The sequence below is a fragment of the Pseudoalteromonas rhizosphaerae genome (genome assembly GCF_902498845.1).
Taxonomy (GTDB): domain Bacteria; phylum Pseudomonadota; class Gammaproteobacteria; order Enterobacterales; family Alteromonadaceae; genus Pseudoalteromonas; species Pseudoalteromonas rhizosphaerae.
On sequence record NZ_CABVLM010000011.1, the window covers coordinates 67026 to 82299 of the forward strand.

General features: G+C 41.0%; 13 protein-coding genes. 4 read left to right on the forward strand and 9 right to left on the reverse strand.

The window, feature by feature from the left end:
* Positions 1-78 precede the first annotated feature (78 nt).
* Entirely contained in the window at positions 79-441 is a 363-nt protein-coding gene (locus tag PSR9079_RS16585; protein ID WP_149982484.1) for a TIGR02391 family protein, read from the forward strand.
* 263 nt (positions 442-704) lie between these two features.
* Here PSR9079_RS16585 and pyrF read toward each other — a convergent pair whose 3' ends face one another.
* The 9 genes from pyrF to gyrA form a co-directional block, all read right to left on the reverse strand.
* Entirely contained in the window at positions 705-1409 is a 705-nt protein-coding gene (pyrF, locus tag PSR9079_RS16590; RefSeq protein WP_149982485.1) for an orotidine-5'-phosphate decarboxylase, read from the reverse strand.
* A 49-nt stretch (positions 1410-1458) separates the two neighbouring features.
* Positions 1459-2595: a lipopolysaccharide assembly protein LapB gene (lapB, locus tag PSR9079_RS16595; RefSeq protein ID WP_145233226.1), complete on the reverse strand. Its 1137-nt coding sequence runs from the start codon at positions 2593-2595 to the stop codon at positions 1459-1461.
* A 2-nt stretch (positions 2596-2597) separates the two neighbouring features.
* The gene (locus PSR9079_RS16600; RefSeq protein WP_016707217.1) at positions 2598-2879 is read right to left on the reverse strand and encodes a lipopolysaccharide assembly protein LapA domain-containing protein; all 282 of its coding nucleotides are present in this window, start codon (positions 2877-2879) and stop codon (positions 2598-2600) included.
* Between the two features lie 21 nt (positions 2880-2900).
* Positions 2901-3188: an integration host factor subunit beta gene (gene ihfB / locus PSR9079_RS16605; RefSeq protein ID WP_016707218.1), complete on the reverse strand. Its 288-nt coding sequence runs from the start codon at positions 3186-3188 to the stop codon at positions 2901-2903.
* 62 nt (positions 3189-3250) lie between these two features.
* A complete protein-coding gene (gene rpsA / locus PSR9079_RS16610; RefSeq protein WP_029216020.1) occupies positions 3251-4918 on the reverse strand; it encodes a 30S ribosomal protein S1 in 1668 nt (555 codons plus the stop codon).
* 93 nt (positions 4919-5011) lie between these two features.
* On the reverse strand, positions 5012-5722 hold the full coding sequence (gene cmk / locus PSR9079_RS16615; RefSeq protein ID WP_149982486.1) for a (d)CMP kinase: 711 nt from the start codon (positions 5720-5722) through the stop codon (positions 5012-5014).
* A gap of 107 nt (positions 5723-5829) precedes the next feature.
* On the reverse strand, positions 5830-7107 hold the full coding sequence (gene aroA / locus PSR9079_RS16620) for a 3-phosphoshikimate 1-carboxyvinyltransferase (protein WP_149982487.1): 1278 nt from the start codon (positions 7105-7107) through the stop codon (positions 5830-5832).
* Positions 7107-8189 carry a 3-phosphoserine/phosphohydroxythreonine transaminase gene (gene serC / locus PSR9079_RS16625; RefSeq protein WP_149982488.1) on the reverse strand — a complete coding sequence of 361 codons (1083 nt, stop codon included), beginning with the start codon at positions 8187-8189 and terminating at the stop codon, positions 7107-7109. The genes aroA and serC overlap by 1 nt, the downstream gene beginning before the upstream one ends.
* Positions 8190-8303: 114 nt before the next feature.
* A complete protein-coding gene (gyrA, locus tag PSR9079_RS16630) occupies positions 8304-11003 on the reverse strand; it encodes a DNA topoisomerase (ATP-hydrolyzing) subunit A (protein WP_145233217.1) in 2700 nt (899 codons plus the stop codon).
* A 179-nt stretch (positions 11004-11182) separates the two neighbouring features.
* Between gyrA and ubiG the strand changes: the two genes are divergently transcribed.
* The 3 genes from ubiG to nrdA all read left to right on the forward strand — a co-directional run bounded on the left by ubiG (position 11183) and on the right by nrdA (position 15260).
* A complete protein-coding gene (ubiG, locus tag PSR9079_RS16635; protein WP_149982489.1) occupies positions 11183-11893 on the forward strand; it encodes a bifunctional 2-polyprenyl-6-hydroxyphenol methylase/3-demethylubiquinol 3-O-methyltransferase UbiG in 711 nt (236 codons plus the stop codon).
* A complete protein-coding gene (locus PSR9079_RS16640) occupies positions 11893-12576 on the forward strand; it encodes an HAD family hydrolase (protein ID WP_149982490.1) in 684 nt (227 codons plus the stop codon). Before ubiG ends, PSR9079_RS16640 begins: the two co-directional genes overlap by 1 nt.
* Before the next feature lie 401 nt (positions 12577-12977).
* Complete coding sequence (nrdA, locus tag PSR9079_RS16645) at positions 12978-15260, forward strand: class 1a ribonucleoside-diphosphate reductase subunit alpha (RefSeq protein WP_145233211.1); 2283 nt, start codon at positions 12978-12980, stop codon at positions 15258-15260.
* The last annotated feature ends 14 nt before the right edge of the window (positions 15261-15274 follow it).

Here is a 15274-nt window from a genome sequence, read left to right on the forward strand (position 1 = left end):
CCTTAATCGCACTTTTGTCGAAATCCAAACCATAATTACCATATCAACATGCTCAGCTTTTACATTTATTAACGTGTAGTGGTTTTCAATTATTGTCGGGCTGAACTAGTCGATGAAAATTACTTTCATACTGTCCTTGAAGCCGTAAAGGGTATTGCAGAACGAATTCGCAATATGTCATCTTTAACAACAGATGGCGCAGATCTATTTAATACCGCATTTTCTGTTAAGCACCCAATCTTAAAGATAAACGCTCTGAGAACAGATACAGAAATCAGTGAACAAAAAGGCTTTAGCAATATGATTGTAGGGTTGTTTGGCGCAGTTAGGAATCCTGTAGCTCATGCGCCAAAAACATCGTGGCCCATGAGTGAGCTAGATGCACTGGATATTTTGTCAACGATATCATTTATTCACAGGAAGCTAGACAATGCCCATTAAAGCTAAAATTGTGTGTAACACCCGTGTTAACAAGGCTATCAAAAATCGTTCCGGCCAAAAAACGGCCTCCACTGGACGCGCTAACGCGCGTCTTTTATAGCGGCGTTACAAATGTCCGCTTGTGGCACATTCCAGCCTATTCATCGCCAAGTTATTAAGTTTGTATACCTAGAAACAAAAAGAGCAAAGTAAATACTTTGCTCTTTGTTCTTAGTTCTTAGTTCTTAGTTCTTAGTATTAGTAATAGTTAAAATAACGCTTGTTTATTTTATCGAGTCATTAATTTCTTTAAGAACCGCAACAGGGTCTGCGGCTTGTGTAATTGGTCGCCCAACAACTAGGTAGTCACTGCCATCATCAATGGCTTGTTTTGGCGTCATAATGCGTTTTTGGTCGCCTTCATCGCTGCCTGCAGGGCGAATGCCTGGGGTGACAAGTTTAAATTCATCACCTAACTCAGCTTTTAATTGCTTGGCTTCTTGTGCTGAGCACACTACCCCGTCAAGGCCGGATTCTTTTGCAAGCTTAGCTAAATAGATTACTTGCTCCGCAGGTGTTTTCTCGACACCTAAACGCTTAAGCTCTGTTTCATCCATGCTGGTTAAAACGGTTACGGCAATTAATAATGGCGCTTTATCACCAAATTGCTCAAGTGCCTGTTTGGCTTTAGTCATCATTTCGACACCACCACTGGCATGAACATTAACCATCCAAACACCCATTTTGGCAGCTGCGGTAACCGCTTTGGCAACCGTATTTGGAATATCATGAAACTTTAAATCTAAGAATACGTCAAAGCCAAGGTCAATTAATTCTTTTACAAAAGCAGGTCCAAAATAGGTAAACATTTCTTTGCCTACTTTTAAACGACATGTATCAGGCGATAATTGCTTTACAAAGTTTAAAGCGGTTTGCTGATCATCGTAATCGAGGGCGATAAGAACTTTTTTTGAATGTTCGAGAGACATAACTTTCCTAAAACTGATTGTAGAAGTAAGTGAATATTTTTATAGAAAACTAAAAACCGTCTAAACCACGGCTCGGTACTATGGTTTCCCAATGTTTGCACGAAGGACAAACCCAATAAATTGTATGACTGGTAAAGCCGCAGTGTTGGCACTGAAAATCTGGCTTTGTTGCAATATAAGAGGTTACCAATTTATCTATTTGGTCTAGTACATCTTTAATATCATTATTTTGTTTTGCTAATAGCTGTAATAAAAAACTAAAGCCACGAATTGTCGGCTGACGTTTTAAACTATCAGTTAAAAATTTAATTGCTTGTTCGGTATGCCCTTGCTCAAGTAATGCTTGGCAATGTTTTATTTTTATTAGCACCCCACCCTTATCAAGTAGCTGCTGTAATAATTCATGAAATTGGTGGGTTAAGTTTAATTGCTCATAACTGTGAGCTAAATCATCTATAAACAAGGGGGCAAAAAAAGTGAAACTACAGATCAGCTCACGCCAATAATAAATTGCTTTTACGTAATCTTCTTTTGCAAATGCTGATTTACCTAATTCATATAATGGGCGGATCGCTTTATGATTTAGGCTAATGGCTTTGCGCATAATTTGCGGATCATTGCTAAGCAACGCAGCTTCACAATAAAAGTTAGCAATGGCTTTGAAATGTTGCGGCTTTGAAAATAAATCACTGTGTGCTTCAAACATATTGATACCCTTTTCCCATTCGCGTGTTTGCGAATATAAATTAAGTATCGGCTCTAATGCATCACTGTGGTTGGCTTTTACTAACCAAACAAGATGTTCTTCTGCGCCATCAAGCAAACCCGCCATAATATAATCTTCAGCAAGTTCAAGGCGACTAGCAGCAGCTTGTTGTTCATTAAGGCTTGGGTGTTTGAGCAGTAATTCGTGGATTTTTATTGCACGATCTAATTCACCTCGGCGGCGAAACATCGTTGCTAATGTAGAATAATGTTCAACAGAGTCAGCGGCGACTTCAAGCAAGTTGATTAAGTGCTCAAGGCCTTGATCTTCCTCTCTGTCGAGTAAAAACTTTAAGCCTTTACTGTATTCAGATGTGATCTGACGATTAAGTTGATGAGCTTGGTTTTTAGCGCTATTTTTACCCATGATCCAGCCATAACCAGCCGCAACAGGTAAAAGTAAAAACAAAAGCTCAATCATAGTTAGGTGTCTTTATTAGCAACAAGCTTATTATTATCTTTTTCAGGCGCTAATTTTTTTTTCAAACGATAGTTTTGCCACTTTAATTGCGAAAACAATTTAAAGCTAATAAAACAACCAATTGCGACACCTAAAGCAAAGCAGATACTTATTATCATTGCGAGGGGTAAAGTATTGCTGGCAATAATATAATTTATTTGCACTAACTGTGGATTTTGCGAACCAAGTACAAATGCAAAAATTAAGCATATTGCTACCAGGATAATTTTTAATACCCTAAACAAGTAACTACTCCAACTAAGTAACTAGGCAATGCTCGCGTTTACGCGATCTCGTAACTCTTTGCCTGGTTTAAAATGTGGTACGTGCTTACCTTCAAGCTCAACTGTGTCGCCAGTCTTAGGATTACGACCTGTGCGTGGTGAGCGAAAGTGTAGTGAGAAACTACCAAAGCCACGGATCTCAATGCGATCTGAGCTTGATAATGAGCCGGCCATTTGTTCAAGAATTTCTTTAACAGCATTTTCAACATCTTTCACAGGTACATGTGCGTGTTGCTCGGCTAATTGTTCTATCAATTCTGACTTAGTCATAACGTTTCCTTAAAAAGAGATAAAGGAAGGGCAACACTGCCCTTCCAATTAAGACTGATTAATTAGTCTTTTTGTGCATTTGCGAATGCAGCTGCCATTGCGTTTTCGAACACTGGCTCTTCTTTCTTAAGCTTTTCTAGTACTTCTTTCTCTTCTGCTTCGAAAAGAGCTTTAACTGAAAGGCTTAAAGTGCGGTTCTTACGATCAACACCAACATATTTCACTTCAATTTCGTCGCCTACAGAAACAACAGTAGTTGCATCTTCAACGCGCTCTTGAGCGATATCAGCTACACGGATGTAACCTTCAACGCCTTCGATAAGTTCAACAGTTGCGCCTTTCGCATCAACTTCTGTCACTTTACCTTTAACAATAGCACCTTTTTTGTTTGCATCAAGGTAGTTATTGAATGGGTCAGCTTCGATTTGCTTAACACCTAGAGAGATACGTTCACGCTCTGGGTCAACTTGCAATACGATAGCAGTGATTTCGTCGCCTTTCTTGAATTCACGTACAGCATCTTCGCCAGGTGTATTCCAAGAAATGTCTGAAAGGTGTACAAGACCGTCAATACCACCGTCAAGACCGATAAAGATACCGAAGTCAGTGATTGATTTGATCTTACCAGTAACTTGATCGCCTTTGTTTTGTAGACGAGCAAATTCTTGCCAAGGATTAGCAATACATTGCTTAAGACCAAGTGAAATACGACGACGTTCTTCGTCGATTTCAAGAACCATAACTTCAACAGTGTCGCCTAAGCTAACAACTTTAGAAGGATGGATGTTCTTGTTAGTCCAATCCATTTCAGAAACGTGTACTAGACCTTCAACGCCTTCTTCGATTTCTACGAAGCAACCGTAATCTGTAAGGTTAGTTACACGACCAGAAAGTTTAGAACCTTCTGGGTAACGACCAGCGATAGCTGCCCATGGATCTTCACCAAGCTGTTTAAGGCCTAGAGATACACGAGTTTTATCTTTGTCGAATTTAAGAACTTTAACTGCGATTTCGTCGCCAACATTAACGATTTCTGAAGGGTGCTTAACACGCTTCCACGCCATATCAGTAATGTGTAGTAGACCATCAACACCACCAAGGTCAACGAATGCACCGTAGTCAGTAAGGTTCTTAACGATACCTTTAACTTCTTGACCTTCAACAAGGTTAGCAAGAAGCTCTTCACGTTCTTGTGAGTTTTCAGATTCGATAACTGCACGACGTGAAACAACAACGTTGTTACGTTTTTGATCAAGCTTGATTACTTTAAATTCAAGCTCTTTGCCTTCAAGGTGAGTTGTGTCACGTACTGGACGAACATCAACAAGTGAACCAGGTAGGAAAGCACGGATTGAATCAACTTCAACAGTGAAACCGCCTTTAACTTTACCGTTGATAACACCAGTAACAGTCTCTTGCTCTTCACATGCTTTCTCAAGACGGATCCACGCTTCGTGACGCTTCGCTTTCTCACGAGAAAGGATAGTTTCACCGAAACCGTCTTCAATTGCATCTAGTGCAACATCTACTTCGTCGCCAACAGCAACTTCTAGTTCACCAGCAGCATTTTTGAACTGCTCTGCAGGGATAGCACTTTCTGATTTAAGACCAGCATCTACAAGTACAATGTTGTTCTCGATAGAGATAACTGTACCTTTAACGATAGAGCCTTGCTCTGCTTCAAAACCCTTTAAGCTTTCTTCAAATAACTGCGCAAAATTTTCTGACATACGAATATACGTCTCATATATTATTACCAATAAGCAACCATGCTGCATGGGGTTGTTAAAATAGCACTGGCATCCTGCTGGCGCATAAATAGTTTATCGTCGTTTTGGAAGTTTACCTTCGACAATCGCTGCATCTAATAAAGTCATAACCTTATCAAACACTTGCTGTGCATTAAGCTCGCTAGTATCGAGTTCAATAGCATCGTCAGCTGGTACAAGCGGCGCAACAGCACGATTCATATCGCGGTCATCACGTGCTTGAATATCTTCTAATAGACCACTTAGTGTAACATCAAGACCGCGTTCATTCAACTCAACAAAACGTCGGCGCGCGCGTTCTTCTGCACTAGCGGTTAAATAAATTTTTAATGGAGCATCTTGGAACACCACAGTGCCCATATCGCGGCCATCGGCTATTAGCCCATTTTCAGTTCGAAATGCACGTTGGCGCCGTAATAACGCTTCTCTTACGCGCGGTAAGGCTGCTACTTTTGAAGCGGCAGCTCCTACTTCTTCATTTCGAATTGTTGTTGATACATCTTCACCTTCCAGAATAACCTTTCCAGCGTTAGTTTGACTATCAACTAAAAACTGCACATCTAAGTTAGCAGCTAAAGGCACCAATGCCTCTTCGTTGTCTAGTGCAATTTGGTGATGAAGTGCTGCTAGTGCTAATACGCGATAAATCGCGCCACTATCCAATACATCCCACCCTAATTTATCGGCTAACAAGCGACAAACAGTTCCTTTACCTGAACCACTTGGGCCATCAACGGTGATCACGGGCATTAATAACGCCTGCATTTAAACCTCCTGCAATGCACACCAAAATAAAACTGCGACATTATACGTTACTTAATTAAATATATCCGCTTTTTGTATGTAACTTTTTATATTTCAACTTTAGTCATTTATTGACTAACCGATGCTAGTACATTGAAAAATGTTGGAAATGTCTTGTATGTACACTTAGGATCATTGATAGTTATTGGCTTGCCGCCTACCGCTACCATGGCAAAACACATCGCTATACGGTGGTCGTCATAGGTATCAATCGCCACATCGTTAAAGTGTTTTGGCGGTGTTATTTCGATGAAATCTTCACCTTCAACTACCTCTGCACCGACTTTACGCAGCTCTGTCGCCATTGCATGTAAGCGATCAGTTTCTTTTACGCGCCAGTTATAGATATTACGAATAGCGGTTGGACCATCTGCAAATAACGCCACTGTCGCAAGGGTCATCGCCGCATCAGGAATAGCATTGGCATCGATATCAACACCTTTTAATTCGCCTTTACGTACCACTAAGCGCTCGTCATACCAATCTATTTTAGCACCGACCTGCTCCATCACTTTTGCAAAGCCGATATCGCCTTGCACAGATTTTGCACCTACACCTTTGATCTCTATTTCACCACCGGCAATTGCCGCCGCAGCGACAAAGTAAGATGCACTTGATGCATCCCCTTCAACCATAATACGTTCAACAGCTTGGTATTGCTGCGCACCTTTTACAGTAAAGGTTTTATAGTTATCGTGAGTTACCGTTATGCCAAAGCGAGCCATTACATCTAAGGTAATATCAATATACGGTTTAGATACCAACGTCCCCTTAATTGTAATGCACGTATCGCCATTAAATAACGGCGCTGCCATTAATAATGCGGTAAGAAATTGGCTCGAAATACTGCCATCAATTGCAACGTTGCCGCCATTAATTTGCCCACCAACAATTTTAAGTGGCGGATAGTCTTTATTTTTTAAATAACTAACATCCCCACCGAGCGCTTGTAATGCATCAACTAGGTGACCAATTGGACGTTCCTCCATACGTGGCTCGCCAATTAGTTCATAGTTTCCCTTCACAGCGGCTAAAACCGCAGTCAGTGGGCGATACGCAGTGCCTGCATTACCTAAAAACAATGGCTCAGCTGGAGTCAAAAACTGCCCGCCAACACCTTTTACAGTGGCTACAGTTTTATCATCATTAAGACTGACATCAACGCCCAATAATTTTAATGCACCAAGCATATGACGAATATCATCACTGTCTAATAAGTTTTCTACAACCGTTGTGCCTTGCGCAAGTGCCGCTAACAATAAAATACGATTTGATAAACTTTTTGAGCCAGGTAAGGTAACACTGCCATTTACTAGATTGATTGGCTCTAAGCGTAACTGCTCCATTAACTGTGCTCCTTGGCAAATTTCGCCATAAAGTCAACTAACGCTTGTACACCGGCAAGTGGCATGGCGTTGTAAATACTCGCACGCATACCGCCAACAATACGGTGACCTTCAAGTGCAAGTAAGCCAGCTTCTTTTGCTTGGGCTAAAAACTGTGCATTTAAGCTTTCATCATTGAGCCAAAAAGGCACATTCATACGTGAACGACAATGCTTAGCAACCTTATTACTATAAAACGGTGATTCATCAATAAAGCCGTACAGCAGTTCGGCTTTTGCTATATTTTGCTGTTCCATGGCTTTAACACCACCATTTTTCTCAAGCCAGTCAAATACTTCTGCCGCTAAATACCAAGCAAACGTAGGTGGCGTGTTATACATGCTGCCTTGTTTTACTTCGAGTGCGTAATCAAATATACCTGGCTTTGCAACCCCTTCACGCTCAAGCAACGTTTTACGAATGATCACAATGGCAAGGCCTGATGGACCAATATTCTTTTGTGCACCAGCGTAAATTAAATCAAACTGATCAACATCAAACTCACGCGATAAAATAGTTGATGACATGTCTGCAACGATCGGCGCTGTTGGGTGACTTGGTACATCAAACACTTCAATGCCATCAATGGTTTCATTTGGACAATAGTGGATGTATGAAGGATCGGCTGGAAATTGCCACTCACTAACTGGTTTGATAGAAAATTGCTCATTTGTGTCATTACGGACATCAAGCTCAGTGACGGTGGTGAATTTGATCGCTTCGTCAACCGCACCTTTAGACCACACACCATTTTCACAATATACGGCGTCTTTACCTGCTTGGTGCAGGTTCAGTGGCACTGCAGCAAATTGGCCTCGACCACCGCCATGCATAAACAGCACTTCAAATTCATCGCTGATATTCATTAACCGGCGTAAGCTTGCTTCACATTGTGCCGTTAATGCTAAAAATTCTTTACTACGGTGACTGATCTCCATCACCGATACACCTAAATCTTGCCAATCAAGAAATTCTTTTTGTGCTTTTTCCATCACAGCTGGCGGTAACATTGCAGGCCCAGCACAAAAATTATATATACTCATTACCTTTCCTCATTCCAGTAATTTAACAATTGTTTTTAATTGCTAATTTTAACAATTAATTTTTTTGATTTTTATAGTAAAAAAAAGCGGCCGAAGCCGCTTTAATGATTAATGTTATGCCTCTGGAGGATTATCCCCAGCGTCATCATTAACAGTGTCGACTAGTTCAACGCTTTCACCTTCGATAATAGCGTTAAGCTCATCGATTTCGATCTCTTCGATACGTTGTAAACCAACTACTTGCTCTTCGTCAATAGTTCTTATCAAAATAACACCTTGGGTATTTCGCCCAACGGTAGAAACTTCATTAACGCGAGTTCGCACCAGAGTACCTCGATTAGAGATAATCATGATTTCATCGTTATCGTCAACTTGTACAGCACCAACTACAGCACCGTTACGCTCACTTACTTTGATTGATACCACACCTTGAGTCGCACGACTCTTAGCAGGGTAGTCACTGAGCAATGTACGCTTACCGTAGCCGTTTTCTGTCACGGTTAAGATAGCACCATTCGTCTTAGGTACAATTAATGATACAACACGTTGGCCTTCAGCCATCTTAATACCACGAACACCTGTTGCAGTTCGGCCCATCTGACGAACACCCTTGAACTTGATTTCCGGGTTACCGTTTTCATCAAGTACTGGGTTGCCGTTTTCATCTAAAACAGGTGATTCTTCGGCTTCTTTAAAGCGAACAACTTTACCAGCATCAGTAAACAACATGATTTCGTTGCTACCATCAGTGATATCGACACCAATCAAGCTATCACCGTCGTTTAAGTTAACGGCAATAATACCGCTAGCACGTTGACGGCTATACGCAGTCAATGGTGTTTTCTTCACGGTACCAAATGCAGTTGCCATAAAGATGTATTTATTTTCTTCATACTCACGTACTGGCAAGATAGCCGTAATACGTTCGTCTGCTTCAAGCGGCAATAAGTTTACAATTGGCTTACCACGGGCTGCACGACTGGCAAGTGGTAATTGATACACTTTAAGCCAATATAAGCGACCCGCCGTTGAGAAACAAAGAATCGTGTCGTGAGTATTAGCAACTAGTAGACGTTCAATGAAATCTTCATCTTTCATCTTGGTTGCTGATTTACCTTTACCACCACGGCGCTGTGCTTCGTAATCAGACAATGGCTGATACTTCACATACCCTTCGTGAGATAGGGTTACTACTACGTCTTCTTCTGTGATCAAGTCTTCAAGACTAATATCATGAGCCGCGGCATTAATTTCAGTACGACGTTCGTCGCCGTATTGCTCTTTAATTTCAACTAACTCATCGCGGATAACTTCCATTAAACGCTCAGGATTAGCAAGAATATATAAAAGCTCGGCAATTAAATCTAATAACGTTTGGTATTCGCTTAGAATCTTTTCATGTTCAAGACCAGTAAGCTTGTGTAAGCGTAAATCTAGAATTGCTTGGGCTTGTTGCTCAGAAATATAATACTGACCATCACGAATGCCTAAGTCATCCGCTAACCAATCTGGACGGGCAACATTTGCCTCACCGGCTTTTTCAAGCATGGCTTTCACATTACCTAATTCCCACGGACGGCTAGCAAGTGCTACTTTAGCTTCAGCTGGCGTTGGTGAGTTACGAATAAGCTCGATAATTGGGTCAATGTTAGCAAGTGCAATTGCTAAGCCTTCAAGCATGTGTGCACGATCGCGGGCTTTACGTAGGTCAAATACCGTACGACGGGTCACTACTTCACGGCGGTGAATGATGAATTCTTCAAGCATTTCTTTTAAGTTGAAACACTTAGGCTGGTTATTGATCAACGCAACCATGTTCATACCAAACACAGTTTGTAACTGAGTTTGTGCATAAAGGTTGTTTAAGATCACTTCGCCTACGTCACCACGTTTGATCTCGATAACGATACGCATACCGTCTTTATCTGATTCATCACGTAATGCACTAATGCCTTCAATCTTCTTATCTTTAACAAGCTCAGCAATCTTTTCGATTAAGCGGGCTTTATTTACTTGATAAGGGATCTCGTGAACGATGATCGTTTCACGATGGGTTTTTTCGTCAACTTCAATTTCCGCACGTGCACGCATGTACACTTTGCCACGGCCAGTTAAATAGGCTTGTTCAATGCCTTTTTTACCGTTGATAATTGCCGCAGTTGGAAAATCTGGGCCCGGAATATAATCCATTAGTTCATGAATGGTTAATTCAGGGTTTTGAATAAGTGCTAAACAGCCATTCACAACTTCAGTTAAGTTATGAGGCGGAATGTTCGTCGCCATACCTACCGCAATACCCGATGAACCGTTCACTAATAAGTTAGGAACTTTGGTCGGTAATACGTCAGGAATTTGCTCTGTACCATCATAGTTAGGTACAAAATCAACAGTCTCTTTTTCAAGATCAGCCAAAAGCTCATGAGACATTTTCGCCATACGGACTTCGGTATAACGCATTGCTGCTGCTGAGTCACCATCAACTGAACCAAAGTTACCTTGGCCGTCAACTAACATATAACGTAAAGAGAATGGCTGGGCCATACGTACGATTGTGTCATACACCGCACTGTCGCCATGGGGATGGTATTTACCAATTACGTCACCAACCACACGGGCTGATTTTTTGTAAGGCTTATTCCAATCATTATTAAGCTCGTTCATAGCAAACAAAACGCGGCGGTGAACAGGTTTTAAGCCATCACGTACGTCTGGTAGTGCTCGTCCTACGATTACGCTCATCGCGTAGTCTAAGTAGGAGTTTTTTAACTCGTCTTCAATATTGACTGGCAGAATTTCGTTGGCGAAATCAGTCATTTGATATCACATTCCTTCAGTATTTCCCCACAAAGTGCCGCATACGGGCGCTTGCGAGGATATTAGTTATTATTACCAAGTCATGCTACCACAATTAATTTAAATTTACAGGCGCTAAATCTTTGCGATTTATCAATTTCACCCTATATAATGGCCTCAGATTGACGAGGAAGTTTTTTATGACCGAACATCAGAATGTAGATAGTGCAGAAATTGCAAAGTTTGAAGCCATTGCCGAGCGATGGTGGGACCGCGACGGGGAATTTAAACCCCTTCATGAAATTAACCCGTTACGATTAGATTTTATCGCCGATAAAGCCAACGGCTTATTTGATAAAGAAACCCTAGATGTCGGCTGTGGTGGCGGTATATTGAGTGAAAGTATGGCGCGAATGGGCGCACATGTGACTGGTATTGATATGGGTCAAGAGCCGTTAACCGTTGCGAAACTGCACAGTTTAGAAACCGGTGTAAACGTTGACTATATAAAAATACCTGCCGAACAGTATGCCAGCGAACACCCTGCCCGCTTTGATACTATTACTTGTATGGAAATGTTAGAGCATGTGCCAGACCCTGCATCTATCATTCATGCAGTAGCAGAATTAGCGAAACCTGGTGCTGATGTATTTTTCTCTACATTAAACAAAACCCCAAAAGCATATTTGTACGCAATTATCGGGGCGGAAAAATTATTGAAGATGGTGCCTGATGGAACCCATGATCATAAAAAGTTTATCAAACCAGCACAACTCATTGCATGGGCAGAACAAGCGGGCCTCAAAGTACGTGCTAGTGCGGGATTGAGTTATAACCCTTTATCAAAGCAGTACAGCTTAAATACCGATGTAAGCGTTAATTATATTCTGCATTTTGAGAAACTAGCGTAATGGCTGGTTTTAACACAGCAACCCCCGCAATTGATTACGACGCCTTTATTTTTGATTTAGACGGTACATTACTCGATACCGCAGATGATTTAGGGGCTGCGCTAAATTACGTACTCGCTGATCATAACCAACCATCAGTAACCGCTGATATATATCGCCCTGCAGCTTCTAACGGTGCAATGGCGCTGCTTGCAGCTGGATTTGGTCAGCAATGGCACGATCACCCAAATCAAGCTGACTTACGCCAGCAGCTATTAACTGCCTACGCAGATAATATTGCCACCCATAGTCAATGCTTTACTGGAATTGCACAATTATTGATCGCACTTGATCAACAACAGATCAAATGGGGGATCATGACTAATAAACCTGAGTTTTTGACTATTCCATTAGTTGCTGCAATTGCTGAACTCAAAGATGCACAAGCAATTGTCAGTGGTGACACCCTCGATATCGCTAAACCATCTCCTTTACCTTTACTGCATACAGCCCAACTGTTAGATGTTGATCCGAGTCGTTGTTTGTATATCGGTGATGCGCAGCGTGACATAATTGCAGCTAAGGCTGCAAACATGCATAGCGCTGCTGCGTTGTGGGGCTACATCCCTAGTGAAGCTGAAGCATTGAGTTGGCAAGCCGATTTTAATTGGCAATCACCTATTGATGCATTTAACCATATATAGTGCCATGTTAAATTTTAACCACTACATATTGTGATCGTGTTACTTTTTGCACATTGTTTGTTGATAAAAAAAGCAGCCAAAATTTATTTTTAAAATGCGTAAATTTAATCGATCATCAGTTGATTTTTATAAATTTCATTTTAATCAGATGGTCAAAGGTTAATGGCTACTAACACAAGCATGTTATCCCAACGTTATCCACAATGTGGGGCGTTTATGCCCCTTGCAAATGATCGCATACCACACTATCTTGTGATCTAGAATTTGATGAACACCAGATGTTGTGGCTAAATGTTATTCAATTAAATTCGCGCTAATACAGTTTTATTGCAATAAAAAATTTATTTTAAGAAAAATGTGTCACTAAAAAATATTATATCCCAAGGAATACAGGCAAAACTATGAACCAACAGCTATCTGTAAGCAAACGTGACGGCCGTAAAGAGTCACTTGATTTAGATAAGATCCATCGCGTTATTGCTTGGGCCGCCGAAGGTCTAAATAATGTGTCTGTCTCACAAGTTGAGCTGAAATCGCACATCCAGTTTTATGATGGTATTCGTACTGAAGACATCCATGAAACCATCATCAAAGCGGCCGCTGATCAGATCTCTAAAGAGTCGCCTGATTATCAATATTTATCAGCCCGCTTAGCTGTATTCCATTTGCGTAAAAAAGCCTATGGTCAATTTGAGCCACCGCGCTTGTATGATCATATCGTTAAGTTAGTTGAAGATAAGCGTTACGATGCACACTTACTAGCTGACTACACAGAGCAAGAAATTGATCAACTGGATGAATACCTTGATCATGGACGTGATTTAAACTTCAGCTATGCTGCTGTTAAACAGCTTGAAGGTAAATATTTAGTACAAAACCGTGTTACGGGTGAAATTTATGAAAGCGCACAGTTTTTATATATTTTAGTTGCGGCCAGCTTGTTCTCTGATTACCCAAAGGAAACACGTTTAGACTACATAAAGCGTTTTTACGATGCGGTGTCATTGTTCAAAATTTCATTACCTACGCCTATTATGGCGGGCGTTCGTACCCCTACGCGTCAATTCAGTTCATGTGTACTGATTGAATGCGGTGACAGCCTAGATTCAATTAATGCAACCTCATCAGCGATTGTAAAATACGTATCGCAACGTGCAGGTATTGGTATTAATGCTGGTCGTATTCGCGCACTAGGTAGCCCTATTCGCAATGGTGAAGCATACCACACCGGTTGTATCCCGTTTTATAAGCACTTTCAAACGGCTGTTAAAAGTTGTTCGCAAGGTGGTGTCCGTGGTGGCGCAGCAACCCTGTTCTATCCACTTTGGCATCTAGAAGTTGAAAACTTATTAGTGCTTAAAAACAACCGTGGTGTTGATGATAACCGCGTTCGTCACTTAGATTATGGTGTACAGTTTAATAAACTAATGTACTCACGTTTGATAAAAGATGATTACATCACATTATTCAGCCCATCTGATGTGCCTGGTTTATATGATGCATTTTTTGAAGATCAAGATGAATTTGATCGTCTTTACGTACAATATGAACAAGACGAGTCAATTCGTAAAAAACGTATTAAAGCGATTGAGCTGTTTTCAATGTTTGCACAAGAGCGTGCTAGCACTGGCCGCATCTATTTACAAAACGTTGACCACTGTAATACACACAGCCCGTTCATCGCTAAAGTGGCACCAATTCGCCAATCTAACTTATGTTTAGAAATTGCATTACCAACTAAACCACTTAACAATGTTAATGATGAAGAAGGTGAAATTGCACTGTGTACGCTGTCGGCCTTTAACTTAGGTGCGATTGAGTCACTGGATGAACTTGAAGAGCTTGCAGAACTTGCGGTACGTGCACTTGATAACTTACTGGATTTCCAAGACTACCCGGTGCCAGCAGCACATAATGCAACGATGGGCCGTCGTACACTCGGAATAGGCGTAATCAACTACGCATATTACCTTGCTAAAAATGGCAAACGTTATTCTGATGGCAGTGCCAATGCATTGACTCACAAAACATTTGAAGCAATTCAGTATTACCTGATGAAAGCCTCAAATGAACTGGCTAAAGAACGTGGTGCATGTCCTAAATTTAACGAAACAACGTATTCGCAAGGTATTATGCCAACCGATACGTACAAACGTGATTTGGATAAAATTTGTGATGAACCATTGCATTTAGATTGGGATACATTACGTGCAAATATTAAAGAGCATGGTATGCGTAACTCAACGTTATCTGCGTTGATGCCATCTGAGACATCGTCGCAAATTTCAAATGCAACTAATGGTATTGAACCACCACGTGGTCATATCAGTGTTAAAGCCAGTAAAGATGGTATTTTAAAACAAGTTGTACCTGAGTATGAACGCCTTAAAAATAATTATGAATTATTGTGGGATATCCCATCAAATAAAGGTTATTTAGAATTAGTGGGTATTATGCAAAAGTTTGTTGACCAAACAATTTCTGCCAATACTAACTACGATCCAAATAAGTTTGAAGGTGGTAAAGTACCAATGAAGGTCTTATTACAAGATTTACTGGGTGCTTACAAACTTGGCGTTAAAACCCTTTACTACCATAACACCCGTGATGGTGCATCTGATATGCAAGAAGATACACCAGAAGTGGAAGATGATGATTGTGCAGGCGGTGCGTGTAAAATCTAATCGGTAATAAATAT

What these genes read in the sequence shown, in the direction of transcription:
- lapB (WP_145233226.1), bottom strand. Translation starts at nt 2,595, where the DNA reads ATGATTGAGCTTTTGTTTTTACTTTTACCTGTTGCGGCTGGTTATGGC.
- cmk (WP_149982486.1), bottom strand. Translation starts at nt 5,722, where the DNA reads ATGCAGGCGTTATTAATGCCCGTGATCACCGTTGATGGCCCAAGTGGT.
- serC (WP_149982488.1), bottom strand. Translation starts at nt 8,189, where the DNA reads ATGAGTATATATAATTTTTGTGCTGGGCCTGCAATGTTACCGCCAGCT.
- aroA (WP_149982487.1), bottom strand. Translation starts at nt 7,107, where the DNA reads ATGGAGCAGTTACGCTTAGAGCCAATCAATCTAGTAAATGGCAGTGTT.
- ubiG (WP_149982489.1), top strand. Translation starts at nt 11,183, where the DNA reads ATGACCGAACATCAGAATGTAGATAGTGCAGAAATTGCAAAGTTTGAA.
- PSR9079_RS16640 (WP_149982490.1), top strand. Translation starts at nt 11,893, where the DNA reads ATGGCTGGTTTTAACACAGCAACCCCCGCAATTGATTACGACGCCTTT.
- nrdA (WP_145233211.1), top strand. Translation starts at nt 12,978, where the DNA reads ATGAACCAACAGCTATCTGTAAGCAAACGTGACGGCCGTAAAGAGTCA.
- gyrA (WP_145233217.1), bottom strand. Translation starts at nt 11,003, where the DNA reads ATGACTGATTTCGCCAACGAAATTCTGCCAGTCAATATTGAAGACGAG.
- ihfB (WP_016707218.1), bottom strand. Translation starts at nt 3,188, where the DNA reads ATGACTAAGTCAGAATTGATAGAACAATTAGCCGAGCAACACGCACAT.
- pyrF (WP_149982485.1), bottom strand. Translation starts at nt 1,409, where the DNA reads ATGTCTCTCGAACATTCAAAAAAAGTTCTTATCGCCCTCGATTACGAT.
- rpsA (WP_029216020.1), bottom strand. Translation starts at nt 4,918, where the DNA reads ATGTCAGAAAATTTTGCGCAGTTATTTGAAGAAAGCTTAAAGGGTTTT.